A 25,641-nucleotide genomic window follows, 5' to 3' on the forward strand; every position below is an offset into this window, starting at 1 on the left:
ATTGAGCCGCGGCGCGGCGAATCGTTAACACTGGAATCATGATTCCATTGTTTCGAATCCGTGGACCATGGGTCGTCTGGCGCCCGGACTGAATCCTTTTTGTTCGCCGGGAGACACTACATATATGTATTCTATCAGATTTTTAATCAATATATTGATCTGCGCCCGAAACCGTTCTCAGTGAAGCCATGAGGCGGCCCCATTAAAGTCAAATTTGAAACGTCTAACCGTTCTCAAGTGTCCTGCGGTTGTGTTGGTTGTGTGTTCGTGGGCTGATTGCCCGGTTATTTTGGCCGCAAGTTTTTGGAATGATGGGCGGGAAGAAATGAACCACAACCAGGCTGTCGGTGCATCGCACGACGAACCTCAAATTCAAGGTCTGCAACCGGGCGCGAAACTGCTGCGCGGCCAGTACGAAATTCTTCGCTTCCTCAGCAATGGCGGGTTCGGCATCACGTATTTGGCGCGTGACAGCCTGGAACGCGATGTGGTCATCAAGGAATGCTATCCGGGTGCCTTGTGCCGCCGCAACGGTGACCTGGTCGAACCCAATGATCCGGCCTTCAAGGACGACCTACGCGCGATCATCGACCTGTTCATTCAGGAAGCCCGCAACCACGCTCGCCTGGTCCACCCCAATATCGTCGACGTGCACCAGGTCTTCGAAGACAACGATACTGCATATATCGCGATGGACCTGATCCGTGGATGCGATCTGCTGGATTACATCGAGGACCCCAAGACCGAAACCGGCCCGGACTTTATCGTCCAGGTCACCGAAAAGATGCTGTCCGCGGTTTCATTCATCCACCAAAGCGGGATGCTGCACCGGGACATTTCGCCAGACAACATCCTGATCGACGAAAACGGCGAACCGATCCTGATCGATTTCGGCGCCGCGCGCGAACAGGCTGCCAACCAATCGGCGGCGCTGTTGACGCTTCGGGTGATCAAGGATGGGTACTCGCCGCACGAGTTCTACGTGCGCGGCTCGGAGCAGGGTCCCAGCAGCGACTTGTATGTGTTGGCGGCAACGCTCTACCACGCGATCAGCGGCGAGCGCCCGATCGACGGCCAATCGCGCCTGAATGCCTTCAACAACGGACAGAAAGATCCCTATCAGCCGCTGACCGGTCGCTTCCAGGGTTACCCGGATGGCTTCCTTGAGGCGATCGACAAGGCCATGGAGGTCCACGCGACCGACCGCCTTCAATCCGCACTGGACTGGTTGCGGATGTTCCGCGGCCCCGGTGTCGAATTCGACAGCTTTGCCTATCGCCCCGTTTCGGTAATTGTCGCCTTGGACGGCAAGGACGAAGAGGCCGAAAAGGCCCGCATCAAGGCCGAAAGCGAAAATGCCGAAGCGGTGGTAACAGCCCTGCTGGCCGGCAATTCCGATCTGGCTCTTGGGCATGGCGAAAAGAACGACGACGGTCCGGCAAGTTTTGCCCAGAAGGACGAGCCCGCAGCGGCGGTGGATACGGTCGTCCAAAAAGGATCGGGCGGCAACGGCAAGTTGATCGCGGGTGTCGCCGCAATCGCGATTCTGGCCGCTGGTGGCTTCTTCCTGATGTCCGGCGGCTCGACCGAGACGGACCCGGAACCGATCCAGACCGCGACGCCCACCGAAACGGCCGAACCTGCCGAAACGCAGACGGCTGAACCAGTGATCGCACCAGAAGCAACCAAGGCAGAAGAAACCGCAGCAGCAACAGAAACAGAACAGCAGGTGGCAGAAGACCAGCCTGTCGAGCAGGCCGCAGCGGCTGTCACACCGCCGGCGGTGGATACACAGGAAGAAGCGGCTCAGCCCAAAGAACCTATCGAAGTGGCGGCGGTTGCACCGAGCGCTCCGGTCAATCTGGCCGAGACCCAAGTCAGCTATGCCCATTGGGATGTCAAAATCCCGTTCTCGACTTCGCAGCGGCGCGCCTCGACCGGAAACATCATCGCCATCACCGGTGTGGATGCCGACCAGGACATGTCCACGATCGGTGAATGGGTTCAGCGAGGCGCGGCGATCTATACCCTGAACGGCAACCCTGTGCGCGCCGGAACGACGCTTGCCGCACAGGTTCTGGACAACCTTCAGGTTGACCCGGACGGCTATATCCGTGTCGCGGCGCGGTATCGCCCCATCGGACAGACCCGCGCGCAGAACGGTCTGCTGGCCCTGCCCGCAATCCGCGAGTTCGGGCTGGCCAACGGTTACTCGTTCGAAGCCCGCGGCGCTGATTTGCCCGAATGGCAGACAGTTGTTGCCGGAGCACCGGCCGCAACGGCAGGTGGCCTGCAGACCGGCGACATTCTTGTCCGCGAGACTGTCTCGGGAACTGAGATAATTGCTGCCGACAGTCTGGATACTGCGCTGAACGCGTTGGTTTCCGAAAACAAGCCCGAAGCACGGTTGGTTGTGCTTAGAAACGGGGCGGAAACAACCGCCGTGATGCCTTTGGCGCAGGAGTGATCAGACCGGTACGTATTTGATCCGCTAGTTTGTGTTTGCTGAGGAGGATGCCGCGTTTTGGCCCTCCTGGTGGGGACCGGCCCACCGCGGAAGGTAAGAGTGTTTCAGGTTTCCAACTTCATAAGTGCCGCTGCGCCATGCGCAGCGGTTCGTAGCAGCCCCACGGGTCACCTAAGCCCGTGCAAGTAGTCAAAAGGTGTCGACACCATGTTCAAATACAAAAGCCCACTCAGCCGGCTTCTCGAGGGTGCCGGCAAAACCAAAGAAGCCGAAGGGTCGGAACCCGAAGTCGAAACGACAGACAAGGCCGAGCCGATTGCGGACTTCAATGCACTGCGCCAGGCTCTGGCTGGTGGAAACCTGAGCACGGACAGCTACGAGGAAACCGACGAACTGATCCCTGAAGAGAAGATGCCCGATTTCGCCGAGACCGAACAGACGGTGGAAGAGGCAACAGAGAGCGAAGAAACAGCCGAAGCCGCGCCTGAAGCGCCGGAAGAAGCCGAACAGGTCGTGACGCTGCACGTTGCGGCAACCGAAGAAGAAGAGACCATCCAGTCGGTCATGGCCGAAACTGCCGAACCCGATCTGGAGGAAGTCCAAGAGGAAGAGGCCTCGGCGCCGACCCCGTTCGAGTTGCCGGAACCCATTGCAATCGAAACCGCCCCGGACGAAGCAGCGGCAGATGCCGAACCTGTGGCCAGCGAGCCCGAAGAAGCCGAAGCCGCTCCGGAAGCAACCGAAGCGCCGGCCTCGGATCGTCGGTCGCGCGTCAAGACCACCTTCCTCGGGTTCGAGCGCCCTGACACACATGTGCAGGAACTGATCGAAACAGCCGAGCCGGTGGCCAAGACCGAAACCGCAGGCGCGACATTCCCGGTCGGTTGGCTGGCAGTAACCAGTGGCCCCGGGCGGGGGTCCAGCATCACGCTGACCGAAGGGCTTATGCAGATTGGCCGCAACGATGACCAGGCGATCCAATTGGATTTTGGCGACACCGGGATTTCACGGTCGAACCACGCCGTCATTGCTTATGACCCCGAAGACCGCAAATGCTATCTGGGCCATGGCGGCAAGGCAAACCTTGTGCGCCTGAACGGCAAACCCGTTCTCAGCACCGTGCCGCTGTCCAGCGGCGACCTGATCCGCATCAGCGAAACGTCGCTGCGGTTCGTGGCCTTCTGTGACGAAAACTTCGACTGGCGGGACGCGTAACGGATGCTGGCTACTCCGGCATATGACATTGCACTGATCCTTGATCAGGGTCAGCGCGACACGCAGGAAGACGCGGTTGCCTCGCGGGTCTTTGACGCCGCTAACGCCGGTTATGTCGTGGTGGCAGACGGGATGGGCGGTCACGCCGCGGGCGAAGTGGCCTCGGATCTGGTGGTCAAGTCCTGGTGCGAAGTGCTCGACGCAGTTCTGGAGACTCCGGAATTGACCGAGAATACGCTGCTGGATGCGCTGCCCATGGCCGCAATGCAGGCCAACGCGGCCGTGGCGGGGTACGGCGACGACCAGCAACAAGGCTTCAACATGGGCTCGACCCTGCTGGGTGTTCTGCTGCTGGGCAACAAAGTGTTCTGGATCTCGATCGGCGACAGCCCATTGTACCTGTTCCGCAACGGCGTTCTGTCTCAGATTAACGAAGATCATTCGATGGCCCCGGTCATCGACGCACAGGTGACCCGAGGGGAGCTGTCCGAAGCCGAAGCGCAGTCCCATCCCGACCGCAACCAGCTGACCTCGGTCATCATGGGCGCGGCGATCCCCAAGGTAGACTGCCCCGAAGACGCGCTGGAACTGACGACCGATGACATCCTCATCCTCGGCAGTGACGGGCTGCAGTATCTGGTCAACCACGACATCCAGTCCATCCTTCAGGACAACGCTTCGGCCCTCTCCCAGGACATCGCCGACAGCCTCCTCAAGGCGCTGATCGCCAAGGGTGATCCGGATCAGGACAACATTTCAATCGCCGTCATCAAAACGGCCCGACAATAACAAAAGCAAAGCAACAGGACCCATGAGAACACACCTGATCATATCCAGCATTGCCCTGGCGGCAGCAACGGGGGCAGCCTCGGCGCAAGAGGCATGCTCGACCTACGAGATCCAGCGCGGCGACAGCCTGCGTGAACTGGCCATAAAGGTCTATGCGACCGAAGACTATCGCATCATCTACGACGCCAACCGCGACACGATCGGGTCCAACCCCAACATCATCCGCGTCGGCGACGTTCTGACCTTCCCTTGCCTCGAGGATGTCGGCCGCGCCGCGCCTGAACCGGAAACCGAGGCCGAGCGCATGGCCGCCGAGATGGCAGCCGAACTGGTCAAGGCCGCGGAAGAACGTGCCGCCAAGGCCATCGCCGAGGCCGAAGCCCGCGTTGCGGAGGCCCAGCAGGCCAGCGACAAGGCTGTCATCGAAGCCAAGGCCGCCGCGAAGAAGGAAATCGAGGCCGCCCGCGCGGAAGGTGCCGCGTTGATCCGCAACGCCGGTGACGGCACCCGCCCCGAGATCCGCGACCGGCAGTTGCTGCTGATCACCGGGGGCAACTACGCGCCGTTTACGGACGAAGCCCTGCCCAATCGCGGTCTGTACACGAACCTAGTCGAAACCGCGATGCTGCGGGCGGCGCCGGAACAGGCCTACAAGATCCAGTTCGTGAACGACTGGTCGTCGCATCTGGACCTGCTGATGCCCACCCTGGCCTTTGATGCCACGTTCCCTTGGTCGCGCCCGAATTGCGAAGAAGCCGAGACACTTTCGGAAAGCGACCGGAACCGGTGCGAGACCTACAACTTCTCGAACCCGTTCTATGAAGTGGTCGATACATTCTTCGCGAAGGATGGCTCAGGCTACGAAACCTCGCTCAGCTACGCGGAATTCGTCGGCACCACGATCTGCCGCCCCGAGGGCTGGTCAACCTCGCATATGGACGCTGTGGGTCTTTATGAGCCTGCGATCACCATCTTGCGCCCCGTCGATCCGGACGAGTGTTTCCACGCAGTCATGGACGGGCGGGCTGACCTGGTCGCCATCGAAGCGCATCTGGCCGTCGAGGCCATCGGTCGGCTGGGCTACGAACACAAGATCATCGAAAACCCCAACCTGGCGGCGATCAAGTCGCTCAACGTCATGACCCACAAGGACAATCCGGATGGGGAAGCGATCCTCGAGACGCTCAATCAGGGTCTGGCGATCATGCAGCAATCGGGCGAATGGCGCGACATCGTCTCGACCGCCCTGCGGTACCAAATGGAAAACGGATAAGGGCCGGCAAGGTCTGACAAAACAAAAGTCTGGAGGAAGTGGACATGTTTGAAATCAATCTGAAGAAACTGGTGGCGGCAGCCACCGCAGTAACCGCCCTCAGCGCCGGCGCCGCCGCCGCTCAGGAGGCCTGTACCAACTATACGGTTCAGGACGGTGACACGATGGCAACCATCGCCATCGCGGCCTACGGCACATCGAACTACCAGCCGATCTTCAACGCAAACCGCAACGTCATCACCAACCCGAACTCGCTTGAGCCGGGCATCGTTCTGGCCCTGCCCTGTGAAGACGGCAGCCTGCCGAATGGCCGCAGCGCGCAGGAAATCATCGCCGCGGAAGAACAGCGCGCTGCAAGCGTGAAACGCTCGAGCGTTTATGAGCCGCCGATCAAACTGGTCACCGGTAACGGCTGGGCGCCCTTCGCAGATGAATCGCTGAATGGCGGTGGCATCATCCCGCGTCTGGCAACCACCTCGCTGCAGCGGGGCGGCAACGCCCGCGACTATTCGGTCAGCTTTGTTGACGACTGGAACTCGCACCTGGAAACCCTGCTGCCGCTGGGCGCGTTCGACGTGTCGATGGCATGGAACATGCCGGACTGCACCAACCGCAGCTACGAATGGTCCTGGGAAACCGAGGTGCGCTGCACGCAGTTCGACTCGTCGGTCCCAGTCTATGACATCGTGGTCGGTTTCTACACCCTGCCCGAAAGCCAGTTTGCCAACGCGACCACCTTTGACGAGCTGAAAGGGTCGACCATCTGCCGCATGGACGGCTGGTTCATCCACGATCTGGAACAGCAAGGTCTGATCAATGGCGACACCATCACCTTGATGCAGCCGATCACCGCGCGGGAATGTCTGGATGCCGTGCTGACCGGCACTGCAGATGTTGCAACCTTCGAGGTCCAGCTGTTCTCGGACACCATGGTTGAAATGGGCCTGAACCAGAACGACCTGATCGAGAACCCCTTCGTGACCTCGCTGTCGTCGCTGCGTTTCATCGCGCACCGTTCGAACCCGTTCGGCAAGCAGTACCTGGCCATGCTGAACAAGGGCCTGAACGAAATGCGTGAATCCGGCGAATGGTACGCGATCGTTTCGGACTCGCTGCGCGAGCACAACGACAAGCTGATGGCCGCGTCGAACTGATCCCTCGGTTCCGCGAATGACTGGGGCTGGTCGACTGACCGGCCCCTTTTTTATTCTCCGATCAACTGATCCAGCCGACCCGCAAGGCCGCCGGGGGCCAAGACTGTTTTTTGTCAAACATCCGATGGCCGACGGACGACCTCCGGTCGAGGTTGCCTGGCAGATGACCGCCACTGCAAGCACCCGAATCACTAAGGCACTCACACGCTGCTACTACTATTTAAGCGACGCTCGTGAGATACGTCAGACGCGGATTCAACCGAAAGCGCTTCAGTTGCGGGCAGAATTACGGGAAAACCCTTATAGTCCCATTTGCTCAATTCAGGTACGGTAATCTCAACATTACATTCGACCGGCGAGGCCATTGGCCGACACGCTCACTCGACAAATGACCAGCATATGGGGTGCTGGTCATTTTGTTTTTTTGGGATCGATCTTCAGCAGAACAGGGTATGCCTAATTCGAGCATTGATAGATCCCATTTTGCCCTAGAAAAATTATCCCGCTTCCCGGCGTTTCTCAAAAAATACTAGCCGGCTATCTGAGAGAACATCTAGCACGGATCTCTGCGTTGGCTATGCGCGTGATGACCTGAGCCTATCACTATTGAGGTGACCTGACCGTACTAAGCTCTCAACCACACGAAAGCCTGTGAGATTGCTTGATGGTTACCGGCGTCGGTTTGGACGCGAGCGCAGTGCGTGACACTCGCCACGCACGCGGTGATATCCGGAATTCTTGTTCGCCGCTGGCTGTGTGTCGTTTTTGTGTGAGTGCCGGCTATTTGCCGGGTGTCCTTCTGCTAGGTGGCTGTTGAGTTTTGGGGGGCGATTTCGTTTGCAGCTTCGGCGACAACGGAAGATTCTTGCAGGCTTTTCAAGCGATCTTTTATGGTGCGTGACTCGTTTTCGTGGTTCGCCGCCATTTTGTCGATTTGTTCGATGATACGATCGACGCCTGGGTTTCTTATGTCAAACACGTAGTCTTGCTGTTGGAAGTGCTCGGCCAGGTCTATGTATTTATTGGCCCACCCGAGAATGATTGCGGGCACGCCGCTTCTGTATGCGAACACGACCGAATGGTAGCGTGACGCCACAACGTATTTGAACCTGCTGATAATGTTTATGAGTTCCGGGCTCGAATACTCACCGGCAATCACGCCCACGTTGTCTTTGTTTCTGGTCTTTCCAAGAACTGTTTCAACAAGGTGCGTATCGGCAGTGGAGGTGGTTAGAATGTAAACTTTTTCTCCATTGTCCACCAGTTTGTCGAGCAGCTTTGCGTACAGATTGAAGACTGCTTCGGGATCACCAATTCTGAAGATGTTCTCATTTATTATGAACCCGACAGATCCTTTGGTTGGGTAATTTGTCTCGTCCTCCTGGTAGGATGGGTAGATATCGCTTGCTTTTGGAAAGAATTTTTCTCGAACAACCATGTCCGTTGATAGTTCAACGTTGTCCAGGCCCAGGGATTTCAGGCAGCCAAACCCCTCTTTCTCGCGGGCATATATTTTCGTGGCATAGGTCAGTTCGTCTTTCATCTCTTTGAGGAAAGCCCCGTTGTCGTCATCGTCCCAATCAAAGGGGCCGAAACTCTGAGGCATCAGGACGATTTTCGTGTTGTACCGTTTGGCGTATCTTATCGTGTCCAGCAGCAACCCGCCGCCTTTCTTTGACCAGCCTGAGCCAAGTGTATACCCGCTCGCATCGAACACAGCATCCGCTTCCCGCAGCGCTTTTTCCATTTCCGGGATCTTGCCCTTCCACTTGTCGGTTTTCTTCATCATGCCGACGAAAGAGGTCAAAAGTGGTTCCAGCAGCGGAACCTTGTTCAGCCGGTATTTGAAAACCAGCCGAGTGTAGTCGTCGTAGGGTAGCAACTTGAAAGTGTATTCTTCGGAGGGGTCGTATTTGTTGGAAAAGCCGACCACCTCGCAATCCTTGTAAATCGACTTCAACCCATAATAAAGCGTGAGAAACATCGCCTGAGAGCCTTTGTTTCTCATCTGAATACCAGTTATTATAAACTTCTTCATATCAATCAGCGGATACAGCATGTATCCGCCTTTCTCCTTTCTTTTTATTTGGCAAAAAATGCCAGTTTTTCCCGATCTCGGTTGGTATGTTTCGAAAATCTGCACCCATTTGAGCGAAAGCGATGATTGTTTGAACCATTCAGGCCACTACCGCGGTTCAGGTACCGCGGAAACGGAAAAGCTCCTCAATCGATCATGATGTTCCCGCGCGCTGGTTTGGTCTCCTCTCAGTCAATGTGTGCTTCATGTGGGTACGCGTTCCGCTTCAGTCTCCGAGCGACATCAGGCTGTCATTCCCCCCGGCTCGTCCATCGACCCATACCAATGGCTGAGTGACTGACCGCTAATCTGCTCCAAGGCCTCGATAGACGGGCCGTAATAGTCGTTAAGCCGTTTTCTTAGATCGTCCGTGAGCGGCGGGTACTGGGTTTCGCTTGCAATCCACCCGCGTGCCGTTTCAAAGGTTGCGGTCCCTCTTAGGGGGCGGACTATCGGCTTCATCCACCCAAGGCGCTTTTTCCAATGCGCTGGCACATTGGGAGCGGATTTGTCCTTTGTCTTGCTCCATCCTTCCGGCGCCAGGGGGTGCGGTGGCAAATCAAGATGGGTGCGAACCTGCGACATCTGCCCCTCTGGGTCGTCTAACACGCCTTCGAAGAACAGGATGAGAAGCTTCTCGCGTCCGAACAGGTCGATGTAGGTTTGCAGATGTGACGCAAAATGACCGGAGATCAGCAATTTGTTGCCGCCGCCCTGCGAAGGGTCGAGATAGGACTCGATGTCTGGTCCGACCTCACCGCGCTGGAACAACATACAGTAGTTGGAGTAGGCCCGCTCGACGGGGTTGCGCAATTGTGCAAGCAGCTTCACATGAGGCATGCGGTCGTGAATATGGGCTGCTGCATCGGGCGCATACAGGTAGGAATTGGACTTTTCGCCAACGGTCTGGCCCACCCCCGCATCTTTGAACTGAGAAAGGTACCATTCGTCACCTCGGCTGTAATTCCGAGAGAAGTAGTGAAGTTCCGGGTCTGGCATGTAGACTTCCGGATCAGATTGCAGCTGTTTTTGAAGCCAGGTGCTCGCCGACTTCCCTGCACCTATGATGATGAAATTTATGTCTTTGAAATGCATTGGCTAAGGGCGTCTCCGGTTGATGCGCTTGAAAATGGACAGTAAACGCCGATTGTAGCGCATAATTGGGATACGGATTTGCGAGTTGTAAGAACTGCTAATCCGCAATCATGGCGGCTATATTCATGAGTCAAGTATAGCGCCGGAATTGAGGCAAACTTAAGCCGCTGGGCAAACAGTGTCGAAGCCTCCAGCGTACTGTTCGTGATGTGGAAACGTGGTCTTTTGGACGTACTGCGGGACCGTGTTCTCGCGCGGCACGGCCCAGAGCAAGAAAGGCCTCGGTCACGATACAGAAAATGATTGTCCTTGCGGATGGCTTGGAGTGTTCCTCGATGGAATTGGCGGTCACGTCGACGATTGCGCGCTTCAATGGTGAATTCCATTTGCATTGCATCCATCACCGGCCCAGGACCCTCCCGCTTGATTGAACCAAATTCAGTGCTTTCCAGAGGCCTCGAGAATTGGGAGGGCGGCTTGAACGAGCGCTCTGATCTCATTTTCGGACCAGGTCGGGTCGACCAGGAAGGCCAGGCTCGTTTCGCCGAGATCGCGGGCGACAGGCAGCCGAGCTTTCGGTCTGATCGACTCGGGAAACACGGCCTCAAGGTAGATTTCCGGGCAGCTTCCAGAAAAAACCGGGAATCCTGCCGCCTGGATCTCAGTCATGATCCGATCGCGGCTCCAGCCTTCAGCCAGTTTTTCTGGTCGAACGTAAGTATAGAAGCGGTACCAGGCATGGGTTAGATTTGGGGCTGGCATCGGCGTACGAAGGACCGGGCAGTCTGAGAATGCTTGCGCGAGAATATGCGCGTTGCGTGCCCGGACCGACTGCCACTCAGGCAGACGACGAAGCTGAATCCGGCCAAGCGCGGCAGATATTCCGGTCATCCGCAGGTTGGTGCCGAGATGCGTGTGCAGCCAGCGGAACCCCGGTGGATGATCCGTAGCGAAGACTCTGTCATAGTCTTTTCCATGGTCCTTGTAGCTCCAGGCGAATTTCCAAAGCTCGGTATTGTTGGTTACGAGGAGACCGCCCTCTCCACCCGTGGTAAGGATCTTGTCCTGGCAAAACGAGAAGGAACCAAAATCGCCGTATGTGCCTACGGGGCGGCCGTTGATCAAAGCGCCGTGGGCTTGGGCGCAATCTTCGATGACCCACAACTTGTGCTCTGCAGCCAGTTCCATGATTCCAGGCATGTCGCATGGCCATCCGCCCAAATGGACGGGAATGATGCCTTTTGTCCTGGGGGTTATGCAGGCCCGAATTGTTTCGGGGGTGAGGTTTCCGCTGTCTGGGTCGATATCAGCAAAGACGGGTATCGCGCCAAACAGCAGAACGCAGGACGCCGAAGCTACAAAGCTGCGTGGCGTTACGATGACCTCATCGCCAGGGGCCAGTTTGAGCGCGGCAAGAGCCGTGTTGATTGAGACGCTGCCATTCGCGAACGCTACGGCGTGCTTCACATTCAAAGCTTCGGCATATTCATCTTCGAAAGACCTTACATCTGCCCCGGTCCATGCATTGACCTTTCCGGATCGGAGCAGTTCTGCGACGGCTTCAATTTGAATTTCATCGAAATGCGGCCAGCTTTGTGAGGATGGGGTAGACAATGTGCACTCCGTCAAATGGCGTGGCGATGAGAGCGAAAGCCTCACAGGCGGTTTTGCGAACTGCGGCGCCCCATACCCGTCACCCGTGCGTCAGGGATTATGGACTGAATGCTGCTTGAACTAAAAAAGGGTCTGGCGCGTCCGGTTGGCTTGATTATGCGGCGGATTTTCGATGAAGCAAGCGCTGTGTGTCGATTCATCCGTGCCGCGCGATGGATTTTATCAACGGGCGCGGGCCGGCGAAGGGTTTGTCGCCTTTGCGGATTGGAAAAGGCTGCGAGGTTTTGGCCAGCCACTCACATTTTCGCCTTCGACAACCGGCAAAAGGCGGGGTGTCGAACGCCCATGCGTTCATGAGCCGTGCAGAGGTCCATGAAAAGCTGGAGGATTGACGTTGGCCCGGCAACGAGAAGCGACGCCGTGGCGCAATCGGAGACACCATGTCGATTGCTGTGCATTGTCCTGATGGCGTCACCAGCTTCTCACCGGGACAGGGTAGCAAAAACCCAACTTCCAGTGGTCCAGGTTTGGGGGCAGCGTACAACCTGAAGCCTCTCTTCGTGAACGAGTAGCCCGTCGGGCGGCGGTCTACCAACTCACTCTTTCTGAAATGCACGGCGGTATGCTAGATGTCCTGCAGATGTTTCTGCAGTCAAGGTGGGCGGTCATTTTTTGCTGAGAGCTATTTCTTGGCCGGAAAACACTTCATCATCCGCTCTTACATACACGAGTATCCACGCGATCAGGGTATCCAGATTTCGAAGAGGTGTTTTTTGAACGTATCTCCCCAGAGCGACATATCGAAGTCGGAACCCACTTCGCGTGTGGGTCTGCAGGATCTGTGGCATCTTTTTAAACACAATTTTGTCCTGATCTTTTGTTTTGTTGCGGTAGGCATGGCGCTCACTGCAGCCGTCGTTTTTTCCATCAGTGAGCGTTACGTGGCGACCTCGGTAATCGTGCTGGAGACAGGCAATACCGCCTTTGACACGGTCAGCTCCCGCCTGCGCGTCATCGATCCAAGTGTGGCCCAAACCGAGGTCGAGGTGCTGCGGTCGCGCCAGTTCGCCGAATCAATTGCGGAACGCATGGAGCTTTGACGATCCTGACTTTGCGCCCAGCTTGGGGGATAATGACTTCTTTTTGTCGCGACTGTTTCGCTTTCTTCAACCCGGGGGAAGCGGCAGCACCATCAATGCCACAACCTCTGGTGAGGCGGTGGTAACGACCGAGCCAAGCGACCCGGCAGAACCGCTCGACGAAAGTGATCTGGAAGCCCTGAGTGAGGCAGACCGCATTGCGCAGTACGAAGCCCTGCAGCGCGAAGCCGTTATCGACAAGCTCCTTGGTATCTATTCGATCAATTACCCAGGCCATGGCTTGGCGATTCGAATAGAGTCCACATACGAAGACCCTGTATTTGCTGCGCGGGTCAGCAATGTTGTCGCAAGGACTTATATCGAGGAAGGGCTCCGCCGACAGCGGTTGGGTATCGACAGCGCTATCAACTTTCTGCGCAAGCGGTCTGTGACCGCCATCGAAAACCTTACAACACGGCAAGCTGAACTTGCTGCTTTGATTCGGTTGAATGCGCTCGATGACAGCAACCGCACCGAAGCGATGCTGGCTGAACTCGAAAGCCTGCGCGCAATTGCCGATCTAGAAGAACAGGGCGAGGGTTCGGATCTTGCGCGGCAGATACAGCAGCGGACTGATGCGCTTCGCCAACGCACCCGGGCTGAATTGGAGCGCGCGCAATTAGAACTCGCATTGCAGATCGATCAGCAGCGCTATCAATCGATCTTCGAGCGCTTGAACGATTATGAGGCGCAACGAGATTCGCTCACACCCACGGCACGCCAGATCACCGTGGCGCAGCCTCCTCGAAAGCCCTCCGAGCCGCAACGTGTCGCAACACTGGCCGTCGCGTTTGTGGTCTTAAGCTTCTTTGCCTTTATTTATGTTCTGTTCCGCGAACAGATGAACGCGCAAATCTGGACGGTGGACAGTGCCGAGGAGGCAAGTGGTTTGCCCGTTTTGGCGCAGATACCCCGGTTGCCGCGTTCGGGGGCTGGCGCGCGTGGTCACTTGATCGAGCACCTTTCTGCGGCTCCCTACTCGGCGTTCGGGCAGGCAGCGCGGTCACTTGCTACGTCAGCACTGGCCAGGACGGATACGGATAAAGGCGCTGCCCTGATGGTTCTCAGCGCCCTGCCCAACGAGGGCAAGTCCACCGTTTCCGTTGCCCTTAGCGCCTGTGCTGCCCACGACGGTCTGCGGGTAATTCTGATTGATCTGGATGTCCAGCAACAGAGTGCCAGCGCACTGCTTGGTGTGCCGAATTCCGATCTTGCCCTGCAGGATGCTTTCGACAGTTTCGAAACGTTCAGGAGGGGCATAAGCACCTGCAGTCAATACCCTCAGCTTGACGTGATCAACTTTGGACCAACCTCGCATTTCGGTCTCAAGTTGCGGGCTGATCGAAGCGAGGAAACCCGAATTGAGAACTACCTGCGCAAAACCTATGATCTCATAGTGATCGACACACCGTCGTATCTGGCTACAGAGAACGCCAATCGATTTGCAGAGTTTGCCGATGTTGCCGTTGTTGTTGCTCGTGCGGGGCAAACAAGAGAGCGGCACTGCGTGCAGCAACTCATGCCATGCGCAGCAAAATGATTCCGCTGGTTGGTGTCGCACTCAACGCCGTAGGCAAGCGATGAGCGATGGGATCACGCCGCGGCTCGGCACCCACGTCACAGTCGCAAACAGTATAAGGGTGAGCGTCGCGATGTACCTAAGACTCTAACCTGCCTCTTGGCAGTCGGGTTTGCCGGAATTGCCTCCTCCGAACCGATTGCCTTCCCCGGTGCCATTGGCTTTGGTGCCGGGGCAACCGGTTGGCGTGGGGTGAAGTTATTGCCGTTACCACGCTTGAGGATAAAGGAGAGGGCAGTTTACGTGCGTGTGTAGAGCTTGATGTACCTCGCGTTTGTGTCTTTCAAGTCAGTGGCACAATCGAGCTCGACAGTGAGCTTAGGGTGGGGTCGAATGTTTATGTTGCCGGGCAGACAGCGCCCGGGGATGGAATTCAGCTGAAGTTGCGCGACAGCATCCGATCACCGCTCGTGATCAAGGGCGCGCATGACGTAGTCATCCGTTTTCTCAAAGTGCGCCCGGGTCCGAGCATTGAGGATAGCCCGGCGGTTGATGGGATCACCATCGAGAACGCAGAGCGGATCTACATTGATCATGTCTCGGTAATGTTTGCGACGGATGAGAACATTAATGTTCATGTGAGCAGCAGCACTGCGGCTGACATCACCATTGCAAACAGTATTTTCGCTTATGGGCTGGAAAAAGCGACCCATCCCAAGGGGGCGCACTCGAAAGGCGCATTGATCTGCTCACACGAAGGTTCGGGTAATGCCTGTGGGCGGATTACGCTGACGCGGAACCTATTTGCCCACAATCGGGATCGAAATCCTGATCTCAAGGCGACGGATATTGGTCCGATCGAGGTTATCAACAACGTCTTCTACAATGCTGGGAGCCAGTTCGGCGAGTTTTACAACAACCTCGGAACTACACGCGTGAACTATGTCGGCAACGTTGTTCTGGCAGGCCCGAGTACGCGCAAGGATCGACGCTTTGCTGTTGAGGCGTTCCTGATGGACCCCAAAACCTGATTGAGATCTTTGCCAAGGACAATATCGCAATGGATTGCAAAACCGCGATACCGTTTGAGGTTCTAGATCCAGTTGCCAAGGATCATCAGGTTGCCACACCAGCCGACCCAATCGCTTCACCTGTCTTCTCGGTAAGTGAAACCATGACCTATGTTCTGGACAGAGCAGGAGATCAGATACCCGGCACGCGCGAAGCCGATGATCTCGACGCGCGGGTGCTCAATCATGTGCGCAATTGTGACGGGCGAATTGTAGACGATCCATTGGCCGACTTGGGCGGATGGCCGGAGATTTCAGCCGACCGGGAGCCTGCAGGCAGCGATGGCAGTGGCCTGGCTGATGCGCGGGACGGGCTCCGCCCTTCGTTTGATCTCTATGATCCTCAAGATGCCTGGGCAAAGCTTCCGGGAGCCGAAACATCCAATCTCGAACACTACCTCGCAAGGCTCGCTGGCGACGCCTAGCTGCAGCAAATGGCTCGATCATAATTTCGCCGTAGTTTTGTGGCCGAATCGGGCGTCCGGCATGCCGTCCCCAATCCGTCGTTTTTTCATGGATTCTCCACGGTGGCTCAACAGTTCGGCTATGGCTGCTGCCCGCATTTGCCTAATTTTTAAGCAAGTGTGGGGGTGAAGTAAAAACTGAGTACCGGAAAAGTAGAAGCTCCACATAACATGCGGCCTTAAGTTGTGCTTTTGGAAGGTTAAGGGATTTGGTGTGCTCACGCGCATGAAATCGATTTGAGAAAAATCTACTTAACGTTAAGCTACCTACAAGTTTTTTTAGTATGCGCCAAAACTGGCTCCATTTTGGCGTTCTGTTGTTTGTTGTTTTGGGGGTAATTTGTTGTGAAGTTCATTATTGGGCATAGAAATACACCTGCCTCTCAATTCCGCACTTTTGGTTCAGGGGTCCGGGAATTCCTTTTGAGTGTCGCCGGTGAGTTGAAGTCTCACAAGCGTCTGTTTTTCAGCGATATTTTTCTGGTCGCCGCTGCGCTTTCCGCGTCCTACATTCTGCGTAGCGGGCTCCCACTTGATGCGACCCACAGCGAAAGCATCACGGGTCTCGTGCTGACAGGTGTTCTGACGGCAGCCGTCATTTTTCCCTTTTGGGAATGTATCGGCGCCATCCGGAGACAACGTCTATCCGTGACGCAGTGATCGTGACAACGGCAACGACATTGGTGCTGTTGGCAATAGGCATCCTCCGGTCGCTTGGGTTGGCAGCAGTGAACGTCCCGCCCGAAGTTATGGTCATTGCTCTATTTGTAGCGCTTCCGTTTCTGTGCGGGACGCGCTTGGTCCGGCGGATCAACCAAAACCTGTTGGGAACGCTTCTTGGCGGAGGCAATCATTTGCAGGCGGCAACAGCGGAGCCGGTATTGCTTGTTGGGACCGGGACCGCCTGCGATCTGTTTTTGCGGGCCGTACGTAATATGCCCAATCCGCCTTACCAGCCGATCGGCATCGTTGACGGTGTCGAGAACACAAGAGGTTTGGTTTTTCACGATGTCCCGATCGTTGGTTCGGTTCTGGACGTCGAAGCGGTCAAAGACTGGTTCGCGACGCGCGCGCTGCCCCGCCACATCGTGCTGACAGAAGCCCCCGCACAGTTCAACGAGGACGAAGTGAGGAAGCTTGTGTCATGGGCCGAAAGCCAGGGCATCGGTGTACGTCGCTTGCCAGGGATCTGCGACTTGCACGGGCTCAACGATCTCGCCCGCTGAGTATTGAAGAAGTCCAGCCGAACGATCTGCTTCAGCGCCCGGCCCACGTCGTTGATCGCAAGCGTCTGGCCCGGCTGGTCACTGGCCGTCGGATCGTCGTGACTGGCGCCGGCGGCAGTATCGGCGGAGAACTTGTGCGTCAGATTGCAGCCAACCATCCCGAGAGCTTGTTGCTCATCGATAACTGCGAGTTCAATCTATATTCGATCGGCCAGGATCTGGACCGTCATTTCTCGTCGGTGGTCAAGAACTGTGAAATTTGCGACGTACGCGACCGTACGCGGGTTGAGAATCTGTTCATGACCTATCGTCCGGATATCGTCTTCCACGCTGCGGCGCTCAAGCATGTGCCCATTGTCGAGGCCAATCCTGGCGAAGGTGTGCTGACCAATGCGATCGGAACGCGCAATGTCGCGGATGCAGCCCGCCACGCAGGAGCTGCCGCAATGGTGCAGATCTCGACCGACAAGGCAGTCAATGCAACGTCGGTTATGGGAGCGACCAAGAGGGTTGCAGAGTTCTATTGTGGCGCGTTGGATCGGGAGGCGGAGCGCGAGGGAAAAGGCACACGCTTTATGACTGTGCGCTTTGGCAATGTGCTCGGTTCCTCAGGATCGCTTATTCCCCTTCTGAAAGAGCAGATCGCCAGCGGCGGACCTCTCACCGTAACCGACCCCAGAATGGAGCGGTTCTTCATGACGATCCGCGAAGCGGTGGAGCTCACTCTTATGGCGTCAGCTCATGGGATCGAGCAAAAAACATCGCGTGGTGCAATCTTTGTTCTCGATATGGGTGAGCCGGTCCGGATCATCGACATAGCCGAGCGGATGATCCGCCTGTCGGGCTTGGAGCCAGGCAAAGACATCGGGATCAAGATCATTGGTATGCGACCAGGCGAGAAGTTGTTCGAAGAACTCTTCGACAAGCTCGAAACCCGCGCACCAAGTGGTCTGGAGGGTGTGATGGTTGCAACTTCGGCAGAGGTTTCGCTGGCCGACGCCAAGGTGTGGATGAGCCGGCTAGAGGCCTTTGCGCGTCTGGGTGACTCGTCAATGATCATTGACACACTCCGCCAGATCGTTCCCCGTTACCGCGCCAATGAGGGCAAAGACGCTGAGCGGATTGCTGCATCGGTGGTGTTCGGGGCAGGAGAAGCAGAGCCAGGCGCAGTCAATACACCCGGAGAACCGACCGAAGGCGCGCGCGTCAATCTCACCAGCATGCTGAAGCCACAGAGCGGCAGATTGCTGGCATTCCCAAGCGCCCTGGAAAAACAGTGACGCACAGATTGGTCCCGGACTTTGGAAGCACTTAAAACCAGCGGATGGGGTTCCAACGATACAAGCAGTCCAAAGGAAGCGACATGAAGGTTCTCCATTGCATCACGAGCACCGGTTTCGGGGGCGCCCAGATCATGCTTCTGAGGTATCTCCGCGCCCTTGGGCAGCGCGCGTATGACCACTCTGTTTTGTCGCTGATGCCTCAGGGCGCAATTGGCCAGGAAATCGCGTCCCTTGGTGTACCGATCCATGACTTGGGGCTGCAACAGGGCAGGTATTCCGTAAGGGCGTTGAAGACTCTCAGGCAGCATGTCCGGCACACCCGACCGGACCTGATTCATGGGTGGATGTATCACGGAAATCTTGCGGCACGTCTGGCAACCATCGCGTCCACGGCCGCGCCACCTGTACTTTGGGCTGTCCACCACTCGCTGCAGGATATCCACAATGAACGCCGTTCAAGCCGTTTCTTCATACGTAGCGGTGCAGCGCTTTCCGGTGGCGTTTCCGGAATATCGTATTGTGCGCAAGTCTCAGCAGCACAGCACGAGGCGATAGGCTTTGCTTCCGATCGATCGATTGTCATCCCAAATGCGATCGACACCGACGAATTCCGCCCCGATGCTGAGGCACGGGCGCGGCTGGGGGTCATTGCAGGTATTCCCGACGGCCGGATCATCATCGGCAATGTGGGTCGCGACCACCCAATGAAAGACCAGGCCCGGATGGTCGCTGCCATCGCTCGATTGCTTGAGCTGGGTTACGACGTTCAGGGTGTTCTGATCGGGACTGGACAAGACGTGGGCAGCGCGCGTCGCGCCTCTCACGAGCTCGGAATCTCGGATCGCATCAGCACGCTGAGTGAACGGAGCGACATTGCAAAGCTTGTCAGCGGGTTTGATATTTTTCTTCTGCCATCCGCATGGGGTGAGGCTTTTCCACTTGCGGTGTGCGAAGCCATGGCTTGTGGTGTGCCATCCGTCGTCACAGATGTGGGTGATACCGGTTTGATCGTCGGTGAAACGGGTGCGGTCATTCCCCCCTCAGACACCGAGGCCCAAGCCAATGCGTTGGCCAAAATGGTGGACCTCGGCCCATCTGGCCGCCAGGCTATGGGAGCCGCTGCGCGAGACCGGATTTGCCAAAACTTTTCGATGTCTCGCTACATTGATGCCCATGATCAATGGTATCATGAGGCGATCTCTCAAGGGCAGAGAGGCGCATGGAGCCTGAACATGGCATCGAAAACAGGAATTTCGAAATGACGGGCAAGGTAGCGCCAAAGCGGATCGCCCTGGTCAGCAGTTACGCACCAAGCCTGACACGGTTCCGTTTCGATCTGATCCGCGCCCTGATTGCCGAAGGGCACCATGTTACCGCTTTCGCACCCGAAAACGACCGCGCTGTGGCCGACACGCTTGCCGATATTGGATGCGACTTTGAGGTGTTGCCAATGGCGCGGACGGGGACCAATCCTCTGGCGGATGCTGTGCTTTTGATGCGTATGGTACGTGCATTCCAGCGTCTGCGCCCCGACGTCGTGATCTCTTACACCATGAAGCCTGTCATCTATGGCGGTATCGCTGCGCGACTCGCAGGGGTGCCGGAACGCCATGCCCTGATGACCGGCCTCGGCTATGTCTTTGCCGATCCGGATCCACGTGGCAAACGGCGTATACTGCGGGACGTTTCCGTGCGGCTCTATCGCGCCGGATTGCGCGGTGTGGGGCGCGCTTTTGTCTATAACGGCGCGGATGAGGACGACATACGCCGGTTTGCCATGCTGGATGACAATTCCAAACTCATCCGGGTTGCAGGCACGGGCGTCAACCTTGAGCGTTTTGCACACAGGGCATTCCCCGAAGGTGCTCCGAAGTTTCTTGTCATTGCACGCCTTCTTGCTGACAAGGGTGTTCGCGAATTCGTTGCCGCTGCAAAACGCCTCAAGCCTGAATATCCGGACGCGGAGTTTCGAATTCTTGGCCCGCTCGATCCCAACCCCAAAGGCATAAAACCGGATGAAATCGAGAAATGGACTGAAGACGGCATCGTGACATACTTGGGTGAGACGGATGACGTCCGCCCCTATCTGTCAGATGCATCGGTCTTTGTGCTGCCGTCCTACTATCGAGAGGGCATCCCTCGCTCGATACTCGAGGCGATGGCAACAGGGCGCCCGGTTATTACCACTACGCTACCGGGTTGCGGAGATACCGTGGAGGACGGTGTGTCTGGTTTTCTGGTTGCTCCTCGCGACGCCAATGCCTTGGCGGATGTGATGAGAAAGTTTCTTGATGACACAGATCTTGCACTGCAGATGGGGAAAGAGGCGCGCGCCCGCGCGGAGGCGGTATTTGATATTCACAAAGTCAATTCTCACCTGTTGACTGAAATGAATCTTGGCGCTGCCCGCCATCCGTCCTCGACACGGGCGGCTTGAGTGAGGGCTCCATGTCGAATGCTTTCCGGCGCCTTATCCATTTCGACGAACTCGTACCCCGGATTCTAAGAAACGTCGGGTATTTGGTATCCGGAACCACGGCGGTTTCACTTATTGGAATCGTGACGCTGGTGCTGACGGCCCGTGCGCTTGGTCCAGCCGGTCTTGGAATTCTGGCCCTCGTCGAAGCTTATGTGCGAACGATCGACATGCTCTTTCGCCTTCAGCCGACGCAGGTGCTGATAAAATACGGCTCCGAGGCCTTGGAAAAGGACGACAAGGGCCGATTTGAGCGTTTGATCAAACTATCCATACTCATCGACCTTGCTGGCGGCGTGCTGGCAGGCCTCATCGCAATCTCCGTAGGGTGGCTGGCTGCGCCTGTGTTTGGGCTCGGCCCCGACGGTTTCGACTATATCCTGGTTGTTGCACTTGCTCTATTTGTCTCGTTCCGTCCCACTGGGGTTGCGCTGTTACGGCTATTCGATCGGTTCGGATTGCTTGCCGTCTCGGAATGCTGCTTGGCCGTCATGCGGCTTGCGATTGCGGCAGTGGCATTGGCGTTCGACTTGGGGATATGGGCTTTCATAGTCATGCTGCTGCTACACAGCTTGGCCGATGGTATTGTGGCCTTTGCCTTGGCAATACGGGAGCTTTTGCGGCGCGGATATGATGGCGTTTGGAGGGCCTCGGCACGCACGGCATGTACGGAGAACACCCGTATCTTTCGTTTCCTTTGGAATTCGAACATCTACCAAATCCTTCGCAACGCAACCCAGCGCTTCGATGTGCTGGCGCTCGGTGTTATGGTCAGCCCCGCTATCGTCGGTCAGTATCAGGTCGCAAAGCGATCAGGGCGAGCCGTGTTGCGTCTGGCCCGGACATTGACGCAGGTGCTGTTTCCCGAACTGGCGAAGCTCTGGATACAAGGTGAACGCTCGCGTTTCCGCAGGATGGTCCGCTATGTTACCCTTATGATCTTTGTTTCCAGTTCGGCGGTTGCGATCCCGTTGGCCTTTGCCGTGCCAAGCCTTGTGGATGCATTTTTTGGTGAGGATTTCACCGGCGCGATTCCAATGATCTGGGTTCTGGGGGGGGCAATTGTGTTGAATGTGACCGGATTGGCGTTCAATGCCGCGCTGCTGAGCATGGGTCGGGACCGAGAGCTGTTGCATGTCACAATCCTCAGTACCGCCCTCTTTGCTGTCGCCTTTGTGCCTGCAGTCAGTCTTTGGGGTGGGGTCGGTGCGATGTTGTGCCAAGTGCTGTTCAGCGCTGTATGGTTCTTGGGATGCTTGTGGCATCTGGAGATGCGCCCCTTGCCAGAAAAGTCCGCGGTGTGACCGTCACAGATTTGATACCCGCCAACAGTCATGCCCCCGACCGGCAGACGCAGGCCAGACGGCTGGAACTGTATCTGGCGGGCGCTACGGTCGCGCTGTCACCGATGAACTATTTCCGTCTTGAAATGGCCTATTTTACAGCCAGTGATTTTTTTGGCTTTCTGACGGTGATAGTTATGCTGCTGAACCGCAGCGTGCCGTTGCGATTTTTTGGGCCGGCAACATCGCTCTGGCTCTTCTCGCTCATGCTGTTTCTCGGAGGGTTGCTGCTCGGTTCGATCGTGCAGGGCGATCCAGTCGACGGGCTCATTGCCTTTGTTCAATATTTCTACTCGCTGGTTCTCATTCCCATAATCATTTCGTGCCGACGTCTGGAAGAGACATTTCTGCTGATGCGAGTTCTGATCTACTCCGTCTCAGCAATCATGTTGTTTGGTATCTACTTGATTGTTTTTGTGCCCGACGCCAATCCAATGCTGGTTTCGGGCAGCGGGCGTCTCCGCTCGCTTCTGGAGCGTGAAAACGCAGCGGGCGCCATGGCGGCAATCGCGATCACGTTTAGCGTCTATCTGCGGATAGTGGGAATATTCGGTCTCGTGCATTTTGTGGCCATTATGGCTATTTTGGTCTACGGGCTGATGCTTACCGGATCAAATACCGGGTTTGGCGCGGCAACTTTGGGGACAGGCATGATACTTTTGCTTGCGGGAGGCGTTCGAACCATCGTCGCGGCTGCACTCCTTGCGGCGATTTTTTCCGCGACCGTCCTGCAGTTTGGCGATTTGTTCCTGCCCGAGGTTTTTCAGAGGCGTGTATTCGGTGCCTTGTCATCGGTAGATATCGAGCAGGCGGGAACCTTTATGGACCGTTTCGCACTGATGCAGGAGGCGTTTCAGCTTTCAAATGAAACCGTGTGGCTCGGTCTTGGCGCCGACCAGTACCGGACGTTCAGTTCCTACGGCGCTCCGGTGCACAATACCTATTTGCTGGTTCTGTCGGAAGGCGGGGTCTTGTCGCTACTTGGCCTCTCCGGTTTTTTCCTTTCAGCTTTGGCCTTGGGGATAGTTGCGTACAGGTCCCCCGAAAGCCGCATGTTGGGCGCTTTGACACTGGTCACAGTTATTTTGTTCGCTCTTTTGCTGAACGCTTTCGCCCATTTTTATGCCCGGTTCTGGCATGTTCCCCTGGCACTGGCGATGAGTCTCAGCCTGCCACGCGTTGCCTATTCGATGTACCGGTAGCGCCGGAGCAAAGCCCCGGCAGCCATTTCCGCCTGTTTTCTCGCCGCGTTCGACATTTCGACTTCCCAGGCGTCGTCATATCGCAGCGCAACAGGGCCTTTCATCCGCAACCGGCTGCCCGCCATCTGGTGCGCAGGCACGACTTTTGCACCCTCGGCGATCGGTTCTGCGATTGCCGATAGATCTACTCCGATCGCTGTAGCAATTCGCATCATCTCGGTCAGCGGGTCGCGCATAAGGTCTTCATATCGAACACGCACCGAGTGTTCCGCTGGAAGGCGGGTGCGCAACTTCTCTGCGACGCTGTTATACATCCGCCATCTCAGCGCAGTTCGAAGGGCAGAACGCGGCACAATCTTTTTCTGAACGCCTTTCGCGACATCGAGAGGAATTGCGCGGCCCATTGCATGCGCCACCGCGCGGGCGTCGCGCACCAAATGGATCACGCGCAGATCGACGTCCGGGTCCCGGCTCAAGGCAAGCGCACGCCCCGGCGCCTTGGACGAGTCCAGAACAACCGGCCGCCCGGTCTCGGCGCGAATTGCGGAAAACAGCGCACGTGATTGGGCAAGAAATGCGTTGAGCCTTCGGCCGCCGATCGTACGCGCAGGCGCATAAAGCGGCTCGAAAAGGCGCTGCAGTGAAAGATGGTCGTTCGGATCACAGGCTTCGGTCCATCGAGCCATAACCGGTGCCCACACATCACAATCCCTAAGCCGGCTGCCGCAGGCGCAAAACTCGTTCTCGTGCCAAACATGGCGACACATGGCTGAAATCTCGCCGGACCCGAATATCTCGGGATGCATACCCAGCATCATATCGAGCATAGTCGATCCACTGCGTCCGTAGCCGGCGATGTAGATAATCCTAGATTGCATGAAGGTCTCCAGCGGACGGCAAACGGTGTCTGTAAATTAACCCTGTTTCGCGGTCGACGCAGACCCCTTTTTGGGATAGCCTCTTCAATTATAACCTTTTTGTTTGGTTTGATAGTAAAATAGTAGCAGGGTGGTTATGCTGTTTCGTCTGATGATCCTCGCTTTGATTTTTTTCATGCCCGCTTCTGCGATGGCAGAACCTTATTCTTTTGTTTCGGGGGATACTTTGCTGGTGCGGGCGGGACGTTGGGACCACTCCACCCAGAACTTCAGTTTTTGGGACGGGGTCAGCGGCGAATACCGCATTTCATCCAGCGGTGAGATACAGATACCACTGGCCGGAACCATTATGGCCAGCGGCAAGACGGCAGACGACCTGTCCACGGCGATTTCGCTTCAGATTCAGCGCCGGATTGGTTTGACGTCGCCGCCGGAAGTTGCAATCGAGATCGCAGGACACCCTCCGATCTATGTTGGTGGGTTTGTCACAAACCCGGGGGCTTATCCATTTCGTCTTGGGATGACTGTTCAGCAAGCGGTGGCGCAGTCGGGAGGAGTTGGCTCGAGTGATGGTACTGAAGAAAACACCGAAAGAGAGCTGATCCGCCTGAGCGGCCAAATGCGCATACTGACGAACGAGATCGCCGCCCTCGAAGCCGAGGAGGCGCGGTTGGTGGCAGAGGTTGCTGCAATCGAGATACGGGCGGCAGACGGTACTCCAACTGTCAACGGCGAAGGTATTGATGGGATTGAGCGAGAGCTTTTCATCGCCCGACAAAGGTCTTTCGACACTCGAGAAGCCAATATCCAGGAACTGCAGGAAGTTGTGGCCGAGCAAGTGCTCCGTCTTGACGCCCAGCTTGAACTGCGCCAGCAACAAGTCGCACTTGCCCGTGAAGAAGCCGAAGTGATGGGCGAACTGAAAGATCGCGGTCTCGCCGCGCGCACGCGAGAAACGGCGGTTCTTTCTGACTTGGCCGGTATGGAAGTCCAATTGAGTGCTTTGGAAGTCGCACGGCTAAATGCCCAACAGCAGCTCAACTTGGCGCGCCGCGATGAGATCACGCTCTTCGACGAGGCGCGCCTCAGCCGTCTCGCTGCACTGCGAGATGTTAGAAACGACCTGACCAATCGTCGGGCGGAATTGGAGACCGCCAAAAAACTCTATGCCGAAGCGACTGTGCGGGGCACCGCTGGTGTCGAGTCAGACGAGGCAGTCAAAGTCGTCTACGTTATCTCACGAGAGGTAAACGGCGCGTTTGAACGTATCCAAGCCGACCCCACGACACGTCTGGCACCGCGCGACACACTTGAAATCACCGTCGAGGTCTTGCCACCTTCCGCAGGCAACTGAATG

21 protein-coding genes are annotated in these 25,641 nt (G+C 56.8%); 17 read left to right on the forward strand and 4 right to left on the reverse strand.

Translation table 11 applies throughout. The features are described from left to right. Window positions 1-325: 325 nt before the first annotated feature. The 5 genes from ACR3EK_RS17420 to ACR3EK_RS17440 all read left to right on the forward strand — a co-directional run bounded on the left by ACR3EK_RS17420 (window position 326) and on the right by ACR3EK_RS17440 (window position 6,898). The gene (locus ACR3EK_RS17420; protein WP_480634067.1) at window positions 326-2,467 is read left to right on the forward strand and encodes a serine/threonine-protein kinase; all 2,142 of its coding nucleotides are present in this window, start codon (window positions 326-328) and stop codon (window positions 2,465-2,467) included. A 207-nt stretch (window positions 2,468-2,674) separates the two neighbouring features. Next, window positions 2,675-3,682 carry an FHA domain-containing protein gene (locus ACR3EK_RS17425; RefSeq protein ID WP_480634068.1) on the forward strand — a complete coding sequence of 336 codons (1,008 nt, stop codon included), beginning with the start codon at window positions 2,675-2,677 and terminating at the stop codon, window positions 3,680-3,682. Between the two features lie 3 nt (window positions 3,683-3,685). After that, window positions 3,686-4,471, forward strand: coding sequence for a PP2C family protein-serine/threonine phosphatase (locus ACR3EK_RS17430; protein ID WP_480634069.1), 786 nt, complete (start codon window positions 3,686-3,688; stop codon window positions 4,469-4,471). A 22-nt stretch (window positions 4,472-4,493) separates the two neighbouring features. Continuing rightward, complete coding sequence (locus ACR3EK_RS17435) at window positions 4,494-5,744, forward strand: transporter substrate-binding domain-containing protein (RefSeq protein ID WP_170341687.1); 1,251 nt, start codon at window positions 4,494-4,496, stop codon at window positions 5,742-5,744. Window positions 5,745-5,788: 44 nt separating this feature from the next. Further along, window positions 5,789-6,898, forward strand: coding sequence for a transporter substrate-binding domain-containing protein (locus ACR3EK_RS17440; RefSeq protein ID WP_170341645.1), 1,110 nt, complete (start codon window positions 5,789-5,791; stop codon window positions 6,896-6,898). A gap of 802 nt (window positions 6,899-7,700) precedes the next feature. Here ACR3EK_RS17440 and ACR3EK_RS17445 read toward each other — a convergent pair. The 3 genes from ACR3EK_RS17445 to ACR3EK_RS17455 all read right to left on the reverse strand — a co-directional run bounded on the left by ACR3EK_RS17445 (window position 7,701) and on the right by ACR3EK_RS17455 (window position 11,684). Continuing rightward, on the reverse strand, window positions 7,701-8,957 hold the full coding sequence (locus ACR3EK_RS17445) for a polysaccharide pyruvyl transferase family protein (RefSeq protein WP_480634070.1): 1,257 nt from the start codon (window positions 8,955-8,957) through the stop codon (window positions 7,701-7,703). A 261-nt stretch (window positions 8,958-9,218) separates the two neighbouring features. Next, complete coding sequence (locus ACR3EK_RS17450) at window positions 9,219-10,070, reverse strand: sulfotransferase family protein (RefSeq protein WP_480634071.1); 852 nt, start codon at window positions 10,068-10,070, stop codon at window positions 9,219-9,221. Window positions 10,071-10,508: 438 nt separating this feature from the next. After that, the gene (locus ACR3EK_RS17455; protein ID WP_480634072.1) at window positions 10,509-11,684 is read right to left on the reverse strand and encodes a DegT/DnrJ/EryC1/StrS family aminotransferase; all 1,176 of its coding nucleotides are present in this window, start codon (window positions 11,682-11,684) and stop codon (window positions 10,509-10,511) included. A gap of 773 nt (window positions 11,685-12,457) precedes the next feature. On the opposite strand from ACR3EK_RS17455, the gene ACR3EK_RS17460 reads away from it, so the two are divergent. The 11 genes from ACR3EK_RS17460 (at window position 12,458) to ACR3EK_RS17510 (ending at window position 23,406) form a co-directional block, all read left to right on the forward strand. Continuing rightward, the gene (locus ACR3EK_RS17460) at window positions 12,458-12,784 is read left to right on the forward strand and encodes a Wzz/FepE/Etk N-terminal domain-containing protein (protein ID WP_480634073.1); all 327 of its coding nucleotides are present in this window, start codon (window positions 12,458-12,460) and stop codon (window positions 12,782-12,784) included. A gap of 22 nt (window positions 12,785-12,806) precedes the next feature. Then, window positions 12,807-14,363 carry an AAA family ATPase gene (locus tag ACR3EK_RS17465; protein WP_480634074.1) on the forward strand — a complete coding sequence of 519 codons (1,557 nt, stop codon included), beginning with the start codon at window positions 12,807-12,809 and terminating at the stop codon, window positions 14,361-14,363. 221 nt (window positions 14,364-14,584) lie between these two features. Beyond that, on the forward strand, window positions 14,585-15,373 hold the full coding sequence (locus ACR3EK_RS17470) for a pectate lyase family protein (protein WP_480634075.1): 789 nt from the start codon (window positions 14,585-14,587) through the stop codon (window positions 15,371-15,373). Window positions 15,374-15,402: 29 nt separating this feature from the next. Further along, window positions 15,403-15,837: a hypothetical protein gene (locus ACR3EK_RS17475; protein WP_480634076.1), complete on the forward strand. Its 435-nt coding sequence runs from the start codon at window positions 15,403-15,405 to the stop codon at window positions 15,835-15,837. Window positions 15,838-16,221: 384 nt separating this feature from the next. Continuing rightward, window positions 16,222-16,536, forward strand: coding sequence for a hypothetical protein (locus ACR3EK_RS17480; protein ID WP_480634077.1), 315 nt, complete (start codon window positions 16,222-16,224; stop codon window positions 16,534-16,536). 2 nt (window positions 16,537-16,538) lie between these two features. After that, window positions 16,539-17,102 (forward strand): nucleoside-diphosphate sugar epimerase/dehydratase, encoded by a 564-nt coding sequence (locus ACR3EK_RS17485; protein WP_480634078.1) that lies wholly within the window; start codon window positions 16,539-16,541, stop codon window positions 17,100-17,102. Beyond that, window positions 17,021-18,382: a UDP-N-acetylglucosamine 4,6-dehydratase family protein gene (locus ACR3EK_RS17490; protein ID WP_480634079.1), complete on the forward strand. Its 1,362-nt coding sequence runs from the start codon at window positions 17,021-17,023 to the stop codon at window positions 18,380-18,382. Before ACR3EK_RS17485 ends, ACR3EK_RS17490 begins: the two co-directional genes overlap by 82 nt. An 83-nt stretch (window positions 18,383-18,465) precedes the next feature. After that, window positions 18,466-19,647, forward strand: a complete 1,182-nt coding sequence (locus ACR3EK_RS17495) for a glycosyltransferase (protein ID WP_480634080.1) — start codon at window positions 18,466-18,468, stop codon at window positions 19,645-19,647. After that, window positions 19,605-20,822 carry a glycosyltransferase family 4 protein gene (locus ACR3EK_RS17500; RefSeq protein WP_170442398.1) on the forward strand — a complete coding sequence of 406 codons (1,218 nt, stop codon included), beginning with the start codon at window positions 19,605-19,607 and terminating at the stop codon, window positions 20,820-20,822. The genes ACR3EK_RS17495 and ACR3EK_RS17500 overlap by 43 nt, the downstream gene beginning before the upstream one ends. A gap of 11 nt (window positions 20,823-20,833) precedes the next feature. Continuing rightward, a complete protein-coding gene (locus tag ACR3EK_RS17505) occupies window positions 20,834-22,165 on the forward strand; it encodes a lipopolysaccharide biosynthesis protein (RefSeq protein WP_170442393.1) in 1,332 nt (443 codons plus the stop codon). Beyond that, on the forward strand, window positions 22,162-23,406 hold the full coding sequence (locus tag ACR3EK_RS17510; protein WP_480634081.1) for an O-antigen ligase family protein: 1,245 nt from the start codon (window positions 22,162-22,164) through the stop codon (window positions 23,404-23,406). Before ACR3EK_RS17505 ends, ACR3EK_RS17510 begins: the two co-directional genes overlap by 4 nt. Here ACR3EK_RS17510 and ACR3EK_RS17515 read toward each other — a convergent pair. After that, window positions 23,388-24,284 carry a sulfotransferase gene (locus ACR3EK_RS17515; protein ID WP_480634082.1) on the reverse strand — a complete coding sequence of 299 codons (897 nt, stop codon included), beginning with the start codon at window positions 24,282-24,284 and terminating at the stop codon, window positions 23,388-23,390. The two genes, ACR3EK_RS17510 and ACR3EK_RS17515, sit on opposite strands and share 19 nt — an antisense overlap. A gap of 136 nt (window positions 24,285-24,420) precedes the next feature. Here ACR3EK_RS17515 and ACR3EK_RS17520 point away from each other — a divergent pair, with 136 nt between their 5' ends. Beyond that, window positions 24,421-25,638, forward strand: a complete 1,218-nt coding sequence (locus ACR3EK_RS17520) for a polysaccharide biosynthesis/export family protein (protein ID WP_480634083.1) — start codon at window positions 24,421-24,423, stop codon at window positions 25,636-25,638. Window positions 25,639-25,641: the final 3 nt, after the last annotated feature.

This window comes from Ruegeria sp. BC8 (assembly GCF_056535705.1).